Source organism: Geminicoccus sp., assembly GCF_035556675.1.
GTDB lineage: Bacteria > Pseudomonadota > Alphaproteobacteria > Geminicoccales > Geminicoccaceae > Geminicoccus.
Map to the genome: position 1 here is coordinate 35,188 of NZ_DATMFZ010000083.1, position 16,074 is coordinate 51,261.

Genomic DNA, 16,074 nt, shown 5'->3' on the forward strand with positions numbered 1-16,074 from the left:
ATTGCCGATCTTGGCCACTGCCGCCGCGCCGAATGCGCCCGCCGAACGCCACCCGCTGCTCGCCTTCGTGGCGATCGCCTGGTCCTGGCTGTTCCTCCTGCTGCTGGTCCTGTTCTTCGAGTTCTGGGCCCGTATCCAGTACGGCTCGACCTTCGTCCTGAACCCCTACAACCTGCAGAGCATCGCACTCGCGGCCTCCATGCCGCTCCTGCTGGCCCTGGGCCAAACGCTGGTGATCATCGCGGGCGGCATCGACCTGTCGGTGGGCTTCGTCATGGGCCTGGCCTCGGTGGTGATGGCGACGGTGATGCAGGCCACGGCCGGGCTGCATCCCGGCCTGTCGCTGCTGGTCGGCATCGCGGCGGCCCTGCTGGTGAGCGTCGTCCCGGGCTTCATCAGCGGCACGCTGATCGCGCGGCTGGCGATCCCCGCCTTCATCGGCACGCTCGGCATGTACGGTGTCTGCCGGGGCGTGGGCTTCCTCACCGCCAGCGGCACCACCGTTCCGGTCAACAATCCCTGGCTGTTCCAGCTGGGCAACGCGAAGATCCTGCAGGTCCCGGTACCGGTGATCCTGACCGCGATCGTGGTGCTGGTGATGCATTGGGTGCTGCGCGAGGGCCGGTTCGGCCGCTACACCTATGCGATCGGCGGCAGCAAGCCAGCGGCGATTCGGGCCGGCATCAACGTGCCCCGGCACACCGTCATGCTCTACATGCTCTCGGCCTTCTGCGCCGGGATCGCGGGCGTGGTCTATACCGCGCGCTTCTCCGCCGGTGCCGCCCAGGGCGGCGAGCCCCTGCTGCTCGACAGCATCGCCGCGGTGGTGATCGGCGGCGCCTCCCTGTTCGGCGGCTCCGGCACGATCGTCGGCACCGTGATCGGCGCCTTCATCATCGCCGTGATCCAGTACGGCCTGGTGTTCATCGACGTGGCGCCGTTCTGGCAGTTCGTGGCGGTCGGCGTGGTGATCATCGTCTCGGTGCTGATCGACCAGTCGCGCGAGCGGCTGACCGGCGGGGGGCGGCGCGATGAGTGAGCCACTCCTCCAGATCAGCGGGCTGACCAAGCGCTTTGGCGGCGTCACCGCCCTATCGGACGTCGGATTGACCGTGGCGCGCGGCGAGGTGCTGGCGCTGGCCGGCGACAACGGGGCCGGCAAGTCGACCCTGATCAAGGCGATCGCCGGGGTGCACAGCCGCGACGAGGGCGAGATCCGCTTCAAGGGCCGGCCGGTCGACTTCGCCACGCCCTCGGACGCGCGCGCCGCCGGGATCGAGACGATCTACCAGGACCTAGCGCTCGCGGACAATCTGGACGTCGGCGCCAACGTGTTCCTCGGCCGCGAGCGGTTCACCAAGTTCCTGGGCTTCCTGCCGCGGCTGGACCGCGAGACCATGCGCCGGGAGTCCGAGAAGGTCCTGGAGCAGCTCGAGATCGACATCGAGACCCGCAAGCTCACCCAGCCGGTGCGCAACCTCTCGGGCGGCCAGCGCCAAGCGGTGGCGATCGGCCGGGCGATCTACTGGAAGGCCGAGCTCCTGATCATGGATGAGCCGACCGCGGCGCTGGGCGTGCCGGAGCAGCGCAAGGTCATGGAGCTGATCCAGCGCCTCAAGGCCCAGGGCGTCGCGATCATCTTCATCAGCCACAACCTCCACGACATCTTCGCCGTGTCCGACCGGATCCTGGTGCTGCGCCGGGGGCGCAATGCCGGCGAGCGGGCGATCGGCGCCACCAACGGCGACGAGGTGGTGAAGATGATGGTGGGCGGTTGAGGGATTCCCGGCCTCTGCTCCTGTTGGTCGTGGTCGGCAGCCTGCTGGGGCTCACCGCCAACATCGTGAAGCTGGCGCTCCAGGCGGGCTGGCCCGCCCTCGCCTTCTTGTGCTGCTCGGCCCTGGGTGCCGGTTTCGTGCTGCTGGTCCTGGCGGCCGCCACCGGCAACCGGCCCGGGCTCGGCCGGCAGGAACTGGCCTATTATCTCTGGTCCGGCCTGCTCAGCATCGCCCTGCCCAATGCCCTGTTCTTCCTGGCGATTCCGCATGTGGGTGCCGCCTTCGTGGCACTCTGCCTGGCCTTCCCGCCGCTCGCCACCTATCTCCTGGCCCTCCTGTTCCGCATGGAACGGCCTCGGGCAGTGCGCGCCGCCGGGGTGGCCACTGGCCTGGTCGGTGCCCTGGTGCTGGCGTTTGGCCGCAGCGGCGGCGGTTCGGCCGCGTCCTTCTGGGCGGCCATGGCCCTGGCAGGGCCGCTGGTGATCGCGGCCGGCAACATCTACCGCACCCTGCGCTGGCCGGAAGGTGCTAGCGCCCTGTCACTGGCACCCGGCATGCTGCTGGGTGGTGCGGTCCTGCTGGTCCCGTTCCTGCTGCTGCCGGGCAGCGCGCCGACCTTCGGCCAGCCGCTGGCCGTGCTGCTGGTGATGGCGCAGGTCGCCGTGTTTACTGCGACCTATGCCCTCTACTTCATCCTGCAGAAGATCGCGGGGCCGGTCTATCTCAGCCAGATCGGCTCGGTGGGCGCGGTGGTCGGCGCATCGCTCGCCGTGCTGGCGCTCGGCGAACCGGCCGGTCCCGCCTTGCTGCTGGCGGGGCTGCTGGTCTTGCTGGGCGTGTTCCTGGTGAACCGCAGCAGGGTGACCTGAGGCTGCAACTCATTGAAATAGCTGTCGATTTAGCTGGTCTCGGGTTCGTTTGGTAATTTTCTGAATCGCGTTGGCCCTGATCCCGACGCATGGTGCCGCGCGGGCAAGATCGGACAGGATAGCATGGCCGGTTCCATCTTCCCATGACGGCGAACAAAGGCTGGTGCCTCCTGCGGCATGCGCCGACGGAGGGCCCCTTCGGGCGGTTCGTCGGCCGGTCGGACCGGGCGATCCTTCCTCCTGCCGCGGACGACGCCACGGCACTGATCGAGCAGATCGGTGCGATCGACGTCGCGGTGGTTACGCCTGCCCGGCGCAGCCGCGAGACCCTGGCGTGGCTGGAAGCGGCCGGGTTGCAGGTGCCCCTGCGGCGGACCGAGCGCGATCTGCTCGAGCAGGATTTCGGGCGATGGGAGGAACAGGCCTATGACCGGTTGGCGCAGGGCGATCCGGCCTACTGGCCGTTCTGGGACGATCCGGTCCGGCGGGTGCCGCCGGGTGGCGAGAGCTTCCAGCAGGTCTTCGACCGCGCCGTGGCGGCATTCGAGCGCCTGGACCGCGCGCTCGCCGGGGCCAGGGTGCTCCATGTCGGCCATGCCGGCCCGATCCGGGCGCTGCTGACATGGGCGGAGCACGGCACGGCCGACGCGGCGCTGCGGCTGACAGTGGCGCATCTGTCGCCGGTGAGCCTGCGGCACCCCGATCCGGGCGAGTCGGACCGGCCAGCGCTGGCCGTGTCCTCCTCCGGCATGATAGGGAGCCCACCGCAACCCGGCCGCGGCACCGAATTGGCGGCAGCGCCGCCACCTGCCACGGCAGCTGGATCGGGAACGACGTGAGCGAGCCTGCGGGCAAAGTCTATCTGGTGGGTGCGGGGCCGGGCGATCCCGAACTCCTGACACTGAAGGCGCTGCGTGTCCTGCAGGACTGCGACGTGGTGGTGCATGACCGGCTGATCGCCCCGGAACTGCTGGACCTGGTGCCCGAGGGCGTGGAGCGGATCTTCGCCGGCAAGCGGCGCGACCACCACCACCTGCCGCAGGGCGACATCAACCGGGTGCTGGTCGAGCAGGCGCGGGCCGGCCGCCGGGTCGTGCGGCTGAAAGGCGGCGACCCGTTCGTGTTCGGCCGCGGCGGCGAGGAACTGGAGGCCCTGGTCGAAGCCGGCATTCCGTTCGAGGTGGTGCCCGGCGTGTCCGCGGCGAACGGCGTTGGCGCCTATGCCGGCATCCCGCTGACCCACCGCGACCACGCGCAGTCGGTGCTGTTCGTCACCGGCCATACCAAGAACGGCGAGCCGGACCTGAACTGGACCGCGATCTGCCAGCCGCGGCAGACCATCGTGATCTATATGGGGCTGAAACCGATCCGGGCGCTGTGCGAGCGGCTGATCCGTCACGGGCTGCCGGCCCATCTGCCGGCGGCGGCGATCGAGAACGGCACGCTGCCGGAGCAGCGGGTCGCCAGCGGCACCCTCGCCTCGCTGCCGGATCTCCTGGCAGAGATGGCGCCGGACGGACCCGTGCTCGTGATCGTGGGCTCGGTGGTGAGCCTCCGCCAGGAACTCTCCTGGTTCGAGCGGCAAGAGCCGCGACTTCTCCCAACCGGCCTGGAAGCCAGGGGGCGCCGGGATCACTGAGGGCCGGGATCGCGCCTTGCACTGCCTGCGGAAAAACCGCGTCGTCGCATCACGACAAAGCAACCTCGGCCTGGTCAGACCTCCTTAGTCGTCAGAATCGGGCGACTCCGTCCGGACGGGAGCTGATCAGGCATGCAGACCGCAAGACCGGACGAGGGCGCCGTCGAGGCCGCGATCGAGCACAAGGGCAGATCGCTGACCGAGGACGAGCAGCAGGATGTCCACGAGCATCGCAAGCTGCGTCCGCTGGCCGTCTACGAGGTCATCCGCCGCGAGGGCGTCGAGGAACTGGCCAGGCCGACTGCCAGCCTGTGGTGGTCGGGCCTGGCGGCCGGCCTCTCCATCGGCTTCTCCGTGGTTACCGAGGGTGCCCTGCACATAGCGCTGCCCGACACGGCGTGGCGCCCGCTGGTCGAGAACCTGGGCTACGCGGTGGGCTTCCTGATCGTGATCCTGTCGCGCCAGCAGCTGTTCACCGAGATCACGCTGACCGCGGTGCTGCCGGTGATCTACCGGCCGAGCCGCCGCAAGCTCATGGCCCTGGCGCGGCTGTGGAGCGTGGTGTTCCTCGCCAACATGCTGGGCACGGCACTGTTCGCCGCCGCCTGCCTGTCCGGCGTCCTGCTGCCGGAGCACATCCTGGAGGGGATGACCGCGATCGCGCGGGAACTCGCCGAGCTGTCGCCTGGGCAGGCCTTCTGGCGCGGCATCCTGGCTGGCTGGATGATCGCGACGCTGGTCTGGATGCTGCCATCGGCCGAGACCGGCCGCAGCGCCATCATCCTGCTGCTCACCTACCTCATCGCCCTGTTCGAGCTGGCACATGTGGTGGCCGGGTCGATGGAGGTGTTCCTGCTCCTGCTGGACGGCGAGATCGGGTTCGGCCACGGGATCGGCGGCCTGATCCTGCCGATGCTGGCCGGCAACGTGATCGGTGGCTCCGCCCTGTTCGCGCTGCTCGCCTATGGGCAGGTGCGCGACGAGATCGAAGCCGAATAGCGGGCCCGGCCGGTCACATCTCGCAGATGCGGCCGAGCAGGACCGGCCGCGATGCGCCGGTGACGGCCGGCAGGTTGGCCGGAATCCGGTCGATGCGCAGGGAGGCCAGGAGCGCGAAGGCGATCGCTTCCTTGGCATCCGGATCGATTCCGGCCGCGGCCGAGGTGACGAGGCTGGCATCGCCCAATGCCTGGTCCAACCGCGCCATCAGATGGGCATTGCGGACCCCACCGCCGCTGGCCACGATCTTGACCGCACCCGGGGCATGGCGGGCGATCGCCTGGGCGATGGTCTGTGCGGTGAGCTCGGTGAGCGTGGCCAGCAGGTCGGCCTCGGCGAGACCCGAGCGATGCAGCAACCTTTCGGCCATGGCGGCGCCGAATTCTTCCGGGCCGGTCGAGCGCGGCGGCGGCATGGCGAAGAACGGGTGGGCCAGGAGCTCGGCGAGCAGGCCCTGGTCGATCCGGCCGCGCGCGGCCCAGGCGCCGTCGGCGTCATGAGTCAGGCGGCCCTGCGTGGCCGCGCGTACCGTGGCGTCCAGGAGGCTGTTGGCGGGGCCGGTGTCGAAGCCGGTCACGCTGCCGTCGCCGGCAAGGATCGTGACGTTGGCGATGCCGCCGAGGTTGAGCGCCACCACGGTATGGCCCGGCTCGGCCAGGAGCAGCTGGTCGATGAAAGGCACCAGGGGCGCGCCCGAGCCGCCGAGCGCCACATCCGCGGAGCGGAAATCGCTCACGACCGGGCAGTGCAGCGCTTCGGCCAGAAAATGGGGATCGCCCAACTGGAGCGTGGTGACGCCGTGCTCGTGGTAGACGGTCTGGCCGTGCAGCCCGACCAGGTCCGGGGAAAGACCCAGCCCGCCGCAAAAAGCGCTGGCCGCCTCGGCGTAGAAGCGGCCGAGTGCCGTGTGCAGCCGGGCGAGCCCGGCCGTGTCCAGCGCCAGCACCTGGCGCGGCACCAGGGCCAGGCTGTCAGGCTGGGGCACGGTGCGGTGCGCCAGCGTGGCGAGGCGGGGCTTCGGTCCGGCGCTCACCCGCACCAGCGCCAGGTCCAGCCCGTCCATCGAGGTGCCGGACATCATGCCCAGCACCAGCCGGTCGGGCTTGGCCGCGACCTCGGTCGCAGCCAGCTGGTTCACAGCATCCCCGGATAGGCGCCACCATCCAGCATCAGCGACTGGCCGGTGAAGAAGCCGGCATGAGCCGAGCACAGGAAGGCGCAGAAGGCGCCGAGCTCGGCCGGGTCGCCGAAGCGGCCGGCAGGCGTGGCGGCCACGGCACCCGCCTCGATCTGGGCCAGCGGCGTGCCGGTGCGCTCGGCGCGGACCCTCATGTTGTCGTTCAGCCGCGCGGTCTTGAACGGCCCGGGCATCAGGCTATTCACCGTCACGTTGCGCGCGGCGTATTCCTTGCAGACCCCGGCCAGGGCCGAGGTCAGGCCGGCGCGTGCCGCCGAGGACAGCGCCAGTTCGGCGCGCGGCGACTTCACCACCGAGGAGGTGATGTTGACGATCCGGCCGAAGCCACGCTCGGCCATGCCGTCCACCGTGGCGCGGATCAGCATGAGCGGGGTAAGCATCACGCTGTCCACCGCCTGGTGCCAGGCCTCCTCCGGAAAGCTGCGCCAGTCGCCCATGGGCGGCCCACCCGTGTTGGTCACCAGGATGTCCGGCTCCGGGCAGGCCTCCAGCAGGCGGGCCCGGCCATCGGCGGTGGTCACGTCGACCGCGACCGGGGTGACGGTGACGCCGTACTTCTTGGCCAGGCCGTCGGCCGCGGCCTTCAGGTCGGCTTCGCCGCGCGCGCAGATGGTGAGATGCACCCCGGCGGCGGCCAGCGCTTCGGCGCAGGCGTGACCCAACCCCTTGCTGGCGCCGCCCACGATCGCCCGGCGTCCAGCGATACCGAGATCCATCAGCCATTCTCCTCCGTTGGTTCGGCGACATCCTCGCCGCCCCGCCCCGCCAGGTCCACCAGGACGCTGCGGGCCAGCACAGTCGTGACAGGGCGGCGGGCGCGCAAGGAAGCGCGGTCCAGCTCGCCCACGATCCGGCGCACCGCGGCAAAGCTGCGCGGCCCATGCGCCAGCAGCCACTCGACCGCCCCCTTGTCCGGCCGCAGGCCGCGGTCGGCCAGCTGCTTGACATAAAGGGCCGCCAGCAGCGCGTCGTCGGGCGGGCCGATCTCCACCAGGCTGGCGAGCGCCAGGCGCGAGCGCAGGTCCGGCAGCGCCAGGCGCCAGCCGGCCGGCGGCAGGGTCGCGGTCAGCAGCAGGCTGCCGCGCCGCTCGGTCACCAGGTTGAACAGATGGAACAGGACCTGCTCGTCCCAGACCAGATCGGCCTCGTCGATGGCGAGGCAGCTGGCGGGTGCGGGGAACAGGTCGCGGGGCGGCAGGAGCCAGGGGCCGGCACTTTCCAGCCAGACCGCATGGGCGCGGGCTGCCCAGATCCGGGCCAGATGGGTCTTGCCCGAGCCTTCCGGGCCGAACAGCACCGTCACCGGCGTGGGCCAGTCCGGCCAGCGGTTCAGATGCGCCAGCGCTGCCGCGTTGGACGAGGACGGCAGGAAATCCTGCTCCTCGCTGCGCTCGGTGTGCGGCAGGTCGAGGGCGAGCTGCTGGTGCGGGGCAAAGTGGGTCAAGGGGCTCCCCGGATCAGCTGCGTGCGGCACGGCCGGGCAGCCGGCGCAGGGCCATGGCCAGGTAGGCGGCGGCCGAGACGAGCGTGAGCAGCACCAAGAGCGGCAGGAGCCAGGCCGCCAGCAGATTCATGATCGGGAGGAACTCCGCGGCATCCACCAGCACGGCACCGACATAGGACAGCTGGACCGCGGTGGCCGCCTTGCCCAGGAGCGAGGGCATCACGGCGAACCCGGAAACACCCATCTGCAGCGCCAGCGCGCCGACTGCCACCAGCACGTCCCTGGCCAGCACCAGCGCCACCAGCCAGACCGGCACCAGTTCCTGCCAGGTGAGCGTCAGCAGCGCGCCGGTCATCAGCAGCTTGTCGGCCAGCGGGTCCAGCACGGCTCCCAGCCTGGTGGCGAGCCCCAGCCGCCTGGCGAGCAGGCCGTCCAGCGCATCGGTCAGGGCGGCCAGGGCGAACAAGGCAGCCGCCCAGCCATAGGCCCGCCCCAGCAGCAGGAGCAGGATCGGGACGACCAGGACGATGCGCAGGGCCGAGAGCAGGTTGGCGAGATTCAGGTCGGACGCGGGGCGCCCACCGCCCGCCCTGCCGTCCGGCGCGGCGCTCACCCGCCGATGGTCGACATCGGCCGGTCGCCCACGCGCCCCAACCGCCATCCTTCGATCTCCTGGCTCAGTGCCAGGCCGCGCCGCTGCAAGGCGGCCTGCAACCCTTCCACACTACCCACATACCCGAGCACGATCCTGGCCTCCCTGCGGGTCAGCCGCTCGATCCTGGTCGAGCGGATCTCCGGGGTGTCCGCAAGCGCGCGCCTTATTTGAACCCAGCTGGAAAGGTCGGCAAGCGGGACGCTGGCGGAGAGCAATTCCACTGCCGCGTCGCTGCGCACGCTGGCTTGGCCGATCTGCCGGTCCAATGCCGCCAGCAGGGCCGTGGCCGCCGCCGGATAGTCGGCCTGCCCGTCGGGCCCGGGCGGCACGCCCAGCGCCGGGACGGCCTGCACCAGCCCGTCGCGGTCCAGATATTGCCCGCTCACCACCAGGCCCTGGCTGCCGTCGGTCGCAGGTGCGGCATGTGCCACCAGCACGGCATCGGCACCATAGCGCTCGGCCATCGGCTGAAGCGTCCCGGCATCGCCGGCCAGCGCCTGGGCCTCGCCGACCGCCAGATCCTGCGCATCGCCCAAGGGGAGGATCGGCTCGACCGCCACCGACTGGCCGGCGGCCTCCAGCACCGCACTGCGCCAGGGGTCGCCGTCCAAATACGGGTCGCCGCCCGGGGAATAGGCCAGCACCACGGTCGGCAGGGTCGGCACCAGCGCATAGGAGAGGCCGTTGCGGCTCAGGAGTTCCTGGACCGGCTCCTGGCGGAAATCCACGGTGAGGCGGGCCGAGTAGGAGCGTGCACCTACCTGCTCCTGCTGGATCTCGAAGCTGCGCACGTAGCGGTCGATCTGCCCTGGCGCGACCTCGGGCAGGCTCGCCGGGTCGCGGCCGGACAGCCGCGCCATCAGACGCTGCAATGCCGCCACCTGACCTTCCTGCAACGCCTGGCTGCGCGCCTGGACCGCGTCGTCCGCCTCGGCCTGGACGGGGACGTCGCGCTCGATGAACTGGCGCTGCTGGACGGCCTGGCCAGCGGCCTGGCCCGGCTGGCCCAGCAGGAGAAGCGCGCCCAGCACCAGCAACGCTATCGACGGACGGCGCGCGGCCATGGCAGATCACCCCGACGCGAGGACGAGCGGAAAGCGCATCGCACCGATTTCGGTGGTCGCGCCGGGCGGAAGGGACCACGGGAACCGCGGGCTGGCAAGCCTCCGCCGGCATCCTCGCATGGGGCAACGCTGGGCCGGGGTGCCCTGATGCGCAACGCCAAGGAGCAACGGGTGGCAAAGGGGCAGACTGGCGGGCAGGCCGGGGCGCAGCCCGGCGGCAGGTATGCGGAGGCCGGGGTCGACATCGAGGCCGGCAACGAACTGGTCCGCCGCATCGACGGGCTCACCCGCGCCACCGCGCGGCCAGGTGCGAGCGGTGCGCTCGGCGGGTTCGGCGCGTTGTTCGACCTGAAGGAGGCGGGCTATCGCGACCCGCTCCTGGTTTCCTCGACCGACGGGGTCGGCACCAAGATCCTGCTGGCAGCGAAGACCGGGCAGGTCGAGGGCATCGGCATCGATCTCGTCGCCATGTGCGTGAACGATCTGGTGGTCCAGGGGGCCGAGCCCCTGTTCTTCCTCGATTATTTCGCGACCGGCCGGCTGGAGGCCGAGGCCGGGACCCGGATCGTGGCGGGCATCGCGGAAGGCTGCCGGCAGGCGGGCTGCGCGCTGATCGGCGGCGAGACCGCCGAGATGCCACAGATGTACGCGCCCGGCCATTTCGACCTGGCCGGCTTTGCCGTGGGTGCGGTCGAGCGCGACGCCTTGCTGCCCCGCCCGGATGTCCAGGCTGGCGACGTGCTGCTGGGCCTGGCCTCGTCGGGCGTGCACAGCAACGGCTTCTCGCTGGTGCGGCTGGTGCTGGAGGAAAGTGGCGCCGACCTGGCGGCCCCTGCCCCGTTCGCGCCGGAGCAGAGCCTGGGCGACGCGCTGCTGACGCCTACCCGCATCTATGTGCAGAGCTGCCTGGCGGCGATCCGGGCGGGCGGGGTCAAGGCGCTGGCGCACATCACCGGCGGCGGGCTGGAGGAGAACCTGCCGCGGGTGCTGCCCGAGGGTGCCCAGGCGGTGCTGGACACGGCCGCCTGGGAGCTGCCCGGCGTGTTCCGCTGGCTGGCCCTGCAGGGCCGCCTGCCCCAGGCCGACCTGCGCCGCACCTTCAATGCCGGCATCGGCATGGTGCTGGCGGTGGCGCCAGAACGGGCCGATGCGCTGCACCGCCTCCTGACGGAAGCAGGCGAGACCGTCCACCGGATCGGCCGGATCGCTCCGCGCGCCGCGGGCGTACCGGCCGTCGTCTTCGAGCACGCCGAGAGCGCATGGCCCGCCCCGTCACCGTCCTGATCTCGGGCAGCGGCTCCAACCTCCAGGCGCTGATCGATCGCCAGGCGGGCAGCAGCTACGAGATCGTCCAGGTCATCAGCAATGTCGCGGGCGTGGGCGGCCTGGCGCGGGCGGCCGCGGCCGGCATCCCCACCAGGGTGATCGAGCACCGGGCGTTCGCCAGCCGCGCCCTGTTCGACGCGGCTCTCGGCCAGGCCCTGGCCGAGAGCGGCGCCGAGATCGTCTGCCTGGCCGGCTTCATGCGCATCCTGGGGCCGGAGCTGGTGCAGGCCTGGAGTGGACGGATGCTGAACATTCACCCGGCCCTCCTCCCCTCGTTCAAGGGCCTGCACACCCATGAGCGGGCGCTGGCGGCGGGCGTGCGCGTCCATGGCTGCACGGTGCATGTGGTCCGCCCGGCGCTGGACGACGGGCCGGTGGTGGTCCAAGGCGTCGTGCCGGTGCTGCCCGGCGACGATCCCGCCATGCTGGCAGCACGGGTCCTGGAGGTCGAGCACCAGGCCTATCCGCTGGCGCTGGAACTGGTCGCGTCCGGCCGGGCACGAGTAGGCGACGCGACGGTCGAGCTGGCACCCGGCCAGCCCGGCCTCGTCGTCCATCCGACCCTGGCCGGCGCCGGATGAGCGATCGCAGGCGCTCCGCCGGTCAGTTGACCGGCGTCAGCCAGCGGCGGAACACCCAGCCCTGCGGCTCGTCGTTCTGCGACACTCGGTACCAGCCCTCCTCCTGCTGGTCGACCACCACGATCTCGCCGCCGCTGAACGCGCCCTGGCGCTCGAACCGGGTGCCCGGGCCGGCCCGGACGCTCACGGCGGCCACCACGCGGAAGCGCTCGCCCATGGCCTGATCGGCAGCAGGCTCCGCGGCGGGTGACTCTGCGGCGGCGACGGGCTCGGGCGGCGGGGCGGGCATGGTCGCCGGAGCCGGTGCTATGTCGGCAGAAGCGGTCGCACGCTGGCCGGCCGGGAGGGCTGTGGGCTCCGCGGCGGCCGGAGGCGCTGCCTGGGGCCCGGACGGCGCTGGTGCTGCCTGCGCCGGCAGATCCGGATCGAGTGCCGCGGATGGCGGCGCTTCCCCTCCTGTCCGCGTGATCGGCACCACGACCGAGCGCAGGGCCGGCGTTGCCTGGACAGGTGCGGACACGGGTTCGCCGGCGGATGCCGGTGCGGCGGGTGCGGCTGCCGGCGTCGTGCCCCCATCGGCCGGGGCCGCAGGTGCTCCGGCGGACGAGCTTCCGTCCAGCGCCTCGAGCATCGACGCCAGCTCGGCATTGCCCGGCTCGACCAGCAGGCCATGGCGCAGGTCGGTGCTCGCCCCGGTCAGGTCGCCGGCCGCCATGCGTAGCTGCGCGCGTCCGCGCAACGCCCGGACATCGTCGGGCGAGATCAGGAGCGCCTGGTCGAAATCGGCCTGCGCCTCCCCGTGCTGGCCAGCCCCGGCACGGGCATTGCCGCGCTGGACGAAGGCGAAGACCAGGTTGCGCCGGAGCATGGGCGTGTCCGGGTTCAGCCGCTCCGCCTTACGATATTCCGCGATGGCGGCGTCCTGGTCGCCGAGCCGGGACAGCGCGGCGCCCAGATTGTTGTGGGCGACCGCAATGTCGGCCGGCGCCAGTTCGCCGGAAACCAGCACCGTGCGAAAGGCATCCGCCGCCTCGGCAAACCGGCCGGCTGCATAGGCGTTCACGCCCGCCCGCACCTGATCGCTGAGCTGGGCAGACGCGCCCGTTGCCGACAAGGTCAGCAGGCCGGCGCCGACCAGCGCGGCTAGCCGCATTCGCATGGGTTCCTCCGAAAGTTTGGCGGAAGTTTCCACCATGTCGCAGGGAGGACAACCACGCGGGGGCGAGTTTCGCCGGAAAAATCCGGGTATCGATTGTCGCAACCTCGGCCAGATCCGGGGCCAGCCAGATCCGGGCCGAGCCGGATCCGAGCTTGTCCTCAGGCTTCCGCCAGCCACTCCTCGATCAGGAACCGGGCGATGCTGTCCTCGCGCGGCAGGAGCACCGGGCTGCGTTCCGGATCGGCCAGGATCTGGCGCGGGATCCACAAGGCGTCCTCCAGCTCGTCCTGGTCGATCCGCAGCTGCGCGGTTTCCGCCTCCGCACGGAAGCCCAGCATCAGCGACTGGGGAAACGGCCAGGGCTGCGAGGAACGGTACTGGATGGTGCGCAGCCGGATACCCGCCTCCTCCTCGATCTCCCGCTCCACCGCCTGCTCCAGGCTCTCGCCCGGCTCCACGAAGCCCGCCAGGGTCGAGTACATGCCGGGCGGGAAGCGCGGCGAGCGGCCGAGCAGCGCCTGGTCGCCATGGGTGACCAGCACGATGACGGCGGGGTCGGTGCGCGGGAAATGCTCGCGGCCGCACTGGGGACAGGTCCGGGCATGGCCGCCCTGGGCCGGCAGGGTCGCACTCCCGCAGCTGCCGCAGAACCGGTGGGTGCTGTGCCAGTGCAGCAGCGCCCTGGCCGAGGCCAGGAGCCCAGCCTCGTGGGGCGGCAGCACCGGCCCGACGCTGCGCAGGTCGACCAGCGGCAAGGTCGCCTGGACCGGATCGTCCAGTTCGGCGGCGAAATAGGCGACACCGTCGATCACGCCCAGGAACAGGGCACTCTCGTCGAGCTCGCGACCGAGATCGGCCACGGTGAGGAAGCCGGCATGGGGGCCGTCCTCGGCCTCCAGGATCGCGAGGTTCAGCCCGTGCGCCAGAACCACCCGCGTGGTCCGGTCGGCCCGGCGGCTGGCGAGCCAGGCGAGGTCCTTGCGATAGGCGGCGGCGCGGTCGAAGCCCACGGAGGAATAGACATGCGGCGGCGGTCGGAACGGGCGGGGCAAGCGGTCGATCTCCCTTGAAGCCGATTGTTCGGCGGCTGCCATCTTGCACGCGCGCGCCCGAGCGTCGATATAGCGTCTCGGAAGGTCGGCGCGGACGGGCTCCTCGCCAAATCGGTCAGGTCCGGAAGGAAGCAGCCGCAACGAGTTCCGGTCCGGGTCGTGTCCGGCCTTCCACCTCCTGGGGTCAGCCCCGTCGCACAGGCCGGTCTGCCGCACGAACGAGTCGAACGGGCGCATGCGAGACGATACCACCGCGTCCGGCTACAAGGTCCTGGCGAGAGCCTATCGGCCGCAGCGCCTCTCCGAACTGGTCGGCCAGGACGCGCTGGTGCGCACGCTGACCAATGCCTTCGCCTCCGGGCGGCTGGCCCACGCCTTCCTGCTGACCGGCATCCGCGGCGTCGGCAAGACCACGACCGCCCGGATCATCGCCAAGGCCCTGAACTGCGAGGGCCCGGACGGCACGGGCGGGCCTACGCCGGAACCCTGCGGCGTTTGCGGCCCCTGCCGGTCGATCGAGGCGCAGAACGCCATCGACGTGGTCGAGCTGGACGCCGCGACCCATACCGGCGTCGACAACATGCGCGACCTGCTTGCCAGCGTCCGCTACGGGCCCACGGCGCTTAGGACCAAGGTCTATATCGTCGACGAGGTCCACATGCTCTCGGCCAGTGCGTTCGCCGCACTGCTGAAGACGCTGGAGGAGCCGCCGGCCCACACCAAGTTCGTGTTCGCCACCACCGAGCAGCGCAAGGTGCCGGTGACCATCATGTCGCGCTGCCAGCGCTTCGACCTGAAGCGCGTGCCGCCCGACCTGCTGGCCGGCCATCTGGCCGCCATCTGCCAGAAGGAGGGGGTCGAGGCCGAGCCGGATGCGCTGGCCCTGATCGCCCGGATCGCCGAGGGCTCCGTGCGCGACAGCCTGTCGCTGCTCGACCAGTCGATCGCACTGGGCGACGGCAAGGTGGTCGCCAGCCAGGTCGCCGACATGCTGGGCCTGGCCGACCGCGCCCGGCTGCTCGACCTGCTGGAGCCGCTGCTCACCGGCCAGCCGCAGGCAGCGCTGGAAGTGTTCGCCGAATTGCATGCGCGCGGCGCCGATCCGGTCGCCGTGGTCCAGGACCTCTTGGGCGCCTGCCACTGGATCTCGCGGCTCAAGCTGGACGGCCGCGCCGACCCCGGCTGGCATACCGGCCAGGACGGCCATGCACGCGGCGTGGCGCTGGCCGGCCGGGTGGGCCTGCCGGCGGCGGCCCGGGCCTGGCAGGTGCTGCTGCGCGGCCTGGACGAGGTGAAGAACGCGCCGGACGGGGCCATGGCCGCCGAGATGCTGCTGTTGCGCCTGGCCTGCCTGAGCGAATTGCCGCCGCCGGCCGAGCTGCTGCGCCGGCTGGAACGGCTGGGCCAGGACGGTGCCCCTGCCCCGCCGCGCGGGCAGCCGGCCATGGCGACGGTTCCGGCCGCGCCCGTCGCCCGCCGGCCCGAGCAGCTGCCGGAGCGGCGTGCTCTGCCCGAGCCACCGCCGGCACCGCCCGCACCACCTGGAGCCGGCCAGGCCGAGCCAGCCGACTTCGCAGGCCTGGTGGACTTCCTGCACCGGAACGGCGAGCCGATGCTGGCCTCCATGCTGGAGACCGGCGTCCATCTCGTGCGCATGGCGCCCCAGCGCCTGGAGATCCGCCCGGCCCCGGGCACCAGGCCGGACCTCGCCAACCTCCTGCAGGACGCGCTGCACGCCCGCACCGGCCGGCGCTGGATGGTCGCGATCGTCAACGAGCGCGGCCAGCCCACCTTGAGCGAGCAGCGCGCCCAGGAGCGCAGCCGGCTGATCGAGGCGCTGTCCGTCGATCCGGCGATCCGCCGGATCCTGGATGCCTATCCGGGAGCCCGGATCGAGGATGTCCGTCCCGTTTCCGCCGCCCCTGAGCAACCCGACGACCAGAACGAGAAGAGGATCGAGCGCGCATGAAGAATCTCGGCAACATGCTCAAAGAAGCCCAGAAGATGCAGGCCCGCATGGGCGAGATGCAGCAGAAGCTGGCGGAGATGGAGATCGAGGGCGGGGCCGGCGCCGGCCTGGTCGCGGTGGTGCTGAACGGCAAGGGCGAGATGCGGAAGATCAAGATCGACCCGTCCTTGCTGGTGCCAGACGACGTCGAGATCCTGGAGGACCTGATCGTGGCGGCGGTCAACGACGCCAAGACCAAGATCGAGCAGCACATGCAGACCGAGATGCAGAAGCTGACCGGCGGGCTGCAGCTGCCGCCCGGCATGAAGCTGCCCTTCTGAGCCGGGGCCGGCCCTGACCAG

General features: G+C 71.3%; 17 protein-coding genes and 1 other RNA gene. 11 read left to right on the forward strand and 7 right to left on the reverse strand.

Annotated features, from left to right (window positions below; translation table 11 throughout):
• Nucleotides 1-10: 10 nt before the first annotated feature.
• From VNS22_RS06645 to VNS22_RS06670, 6 genes are all read left to right on the forward strand, one after another.
• Nucleotides 11-1,039 (forward strand): ABC transporter permease subunit, encoded by a 1,029-nt coding sequence (locus VNS22_RS06645; RefSeq protein ID WP_325730833.1) that lies wholly within the window; start codon nucleotides 11-13, stop codon nucleotides 1,037-1,039.
• A complete protein-coding gene (locus VNS22_RS06650; protein WP_325730835.1) occupies nucleotides 1,032-1,778 on the forward strand; it encodes an ATP-binding cassette domain-containing protein in 747 nt (248 codons plus the stop codon). The genes VNS22_RS06645 and VNS22_RS06650 overlap by 8 nt, the downstream gene beginning before the upstream one ends.
• On the forward strand, nucleotides 1,775-2,647 hold the full coding sequence (locus VNS22_RS06655; protein WP_325730837.1) for a DMT family transporter: 873 nt from the start codon (nucleotides 1,775-1,777) through the stop codon (nucleotides 2,645-2,647). The genes VNS22_RS06650 and VNS22_RS06655 overlap by 4 nt, the downstream gene beginning before the upstream one ends.
• A 143-nt stretch (nucleotides 2,648-2,790) precedes the next feature.
• Nucleotides 2,791-3,486, forward strand: coding sequence for a histidine phosphatase family protein (locus tag VNS22_RS06660; protein WP_325730839.1), 696 nt, complete (start codon nucleotides 2,791-2,793; stop codon nucleotides 3,484-3,486).
• The gene (gene cobA / locus VNS22_RS06665) at nucleotides 3,483-4,286 is read left to right on the forward strand and encodes a uroporphyrinogen-III C-methyltransferase (protein ID WP_325730841.1); all 804 of its coding nucleotides are present in this window, start codon (nucleotides 3,483-3,485) and stop codon (nucleotides 4,284-4,286) included. Before VNS22_RS06660 ends, cobA begins: the two co-directional genes overlap by 4 nt.
• Before the next feature lie 132 nt (nucleotides 4,287-4,418).
• The gene (locus VNS22_RS06670) at nucleotides 4,419-5,285 is read left to right on the forward strand and encodes a formate/nitrite transporter family protein (protein ID WP_325730843.1); all 867 of its coding nucleotides are present in this window, start codon (nucleotides 4,419-4,421) and stop codon (nucleotides 5,283-5,285) included.
• Nucleotides 5,286-5,298: 13 nt separating this feature from the next.
• Here VNS22_RS06670 and VNS22_RS06675 read toward each other — a convergent pair whose 3' ends face one another.
• The 5 genes from VNS22_RS06675 to VNS22_RS06695 are packed head-to-tail and all read right to left on the reverse strand — an operon-like array spanning nucleotide 5,299 to nucleotide 9,646.
• The gene (locus tag VNS22_RS06675) at nucleotides 5,299-6,423 is read right to left on the reverse strand and encodes an anhydro-N-acetylmuramic acid kinase (protein ID WP_325730845.1); all 1,125 of its coding nucleotides are present in this window, start codon (nucleotides 6,421-6,423) and stop codon (nucleotides 5,299-5,301) included.
• Nucleotides 6,420-7,199: an SDR family oxidoreductase gene (locus tag VNS22_RS06680; RefSeq protein WP_325730847.1), complete on the reverse strand. Its 780-nt coding sequence runs from the start codon at nucleotides 7,197-7,199 to the stop codon at nucleotides 6,420-6,422. The genes VNS22_RS06675 and VNS22_RS06680 overlap by 4 nt, the downstream gene beginning before the upstream one ends.
• On the reverse strand, nucleotides 7,199-7,927 hold the full coding sequence (locus VNS22_RS06685; RefSeq protein ID WP_325730849.1) for an HdaA/DnaA family protein: 729 nt from the start codon (nucleotides 7,925-7,927) through the stop codon (nucleotides 7,199-7,201). Before VNS22_RS06685 ends, VNS22_RS06680 begins: the two co-directional genes overlap by 1 nt.
• A gap of 13 nt (nucleotides 7,928-7,940) precedes the next feature.
• Complete coding sequence (locus VNS22_RS06690; RefSeq protein ID WP_325730851.1) at nucleotides 7,941-8,588, reverse strand: CDP-alcohol phosphatidyltransferase family protein; 648 nt, start codon at nucleotides 8,586-8,588, stop codon at nucleotides 7,941-7,943.
• Nucleotides 8,537-9,646 (reverse strand): DUF2066 domain-containing protein, encoded by a 1,110-nt coding sequence (locus VNS22_RS06695; RefSeq protein ID WP_325730853.1) that lies wholly within the window; start codon nucleotides 9,644-9,646, stop codon nucleotides 8,537-8,539. Before VNS22_RS06695 ends, VNS22_RS06690 begins: the two co-directional genes overlap by 52 nt.
• A gap of 147 nt (nucleotides 9,647-9,793) precedes the next feature.
• On the opposite strand from VNS22_RS06695, the gene purM reads away from it, so the two are divergent.
• Both purM and purN read left to right on the forward strand, forming a co-directional pair.
• Nucleotides 9,794-10,930: a phosphoribosylformylglycinamidine cyclo-ligase gene (gene purM / locus VNS22_RS06700; RefSeq protein ID WP_325730855.1), complete on the forward strand. Its 1,137-nt coding sequence runs from the start codon at nucleotides 9,794-9,796 to the stop codon at nucleotides 10,928-10,930.
• Complete coding sequence (gene purN / locus VNS22_RS06705; RefSeq protein ID WP_325730857.1) at nucleotides 10,906-11,553, forward strand: phosphoribosylglycinamide formyltransferase; 648 nt, start codon at nucleotides 10,906-10,908, stop codon at nucleotides 11,551-11,553. Before purM ends, purN begins: the two co-directional genes overlap by 25 nt.
• 22 nt (nucleotides 11,554-11,575) lie before the next feature.
• Here the strand turns inward: purN and VNS22_RS06710 are convergent, their stop codons facing one another.
• Complete coding sequence (locus VNS22_RS06710) at nucleotides 11,576-12,712, reverse strand: tetratricopeptide repeat protein (RefSeq protein WP_325730859.1); 1,137 nt, start codon at nucleotides 12,710-12,712, stop codon at nucleotides 11,576-11,578.
• 158 nt (nucleotides 12,713-12,870) lie between these two features.
• Nucleotides 12,871-13,764, reverse strand: a complete 894-nt coding sequence (gene nudC / locus VNS22_RS06715) for an NAD(+) diphosphatase (protein WP_325730861.1) — start codon at nucleotides 13,762-13,764, stop codon at nucleotides 12,871-12,873.
• 79 nt (nucleotides 13,765-13,843) lie between these two features.
• Between nudC and ffs the strand changes: the two genes are divergently transcribed.
• The 3 genes from ffs (at nucleotide 13,844) to VNS22_RS06730 (ending at nucleotide 16,053) form a co-directional block, all read left to right on the forward strand.
• Nucleotides 13,844-13,940: signal recognition particle sRNA small type (gene ffs / locus VNS22_RS06720), an RNA gene on the forward strand.
• Between the two features lie 2 nt (nucleotides 13,941-13,942).
• Nucleotides 13,943-15,733 carry a DNA polymerase III subunit gamma/tau gene (locus VNS22_RS06725; RefSeq protein ID WP_325730906.1) on the forward strand — a complete coding sequence of 597 codons (1,791 nt, stop codon included), beginning with the start codon at nucleotides 13,943-13,945 and terminating at the stop codon, nucleotides 15,731-15,733.
• On the forward strand, nucleotides 15,730-16,053 hold the full coding sequence (locus VNS22_RS06730; protein WP_191062209.1) for a YbaB/EbfC family nucleoid-associated protein: 324 nt from the start codon (nucleotides 15,730-15,732) through the stop codon (nucleotides 16,051-16,053). Before VNS22_RS06725 ends, VNS22_RS06730 begins: the two co-directional genes overlap by 4 nt.
• Nucleotides 16,054-16,074 lie beyond the last annotated feature (21 nt).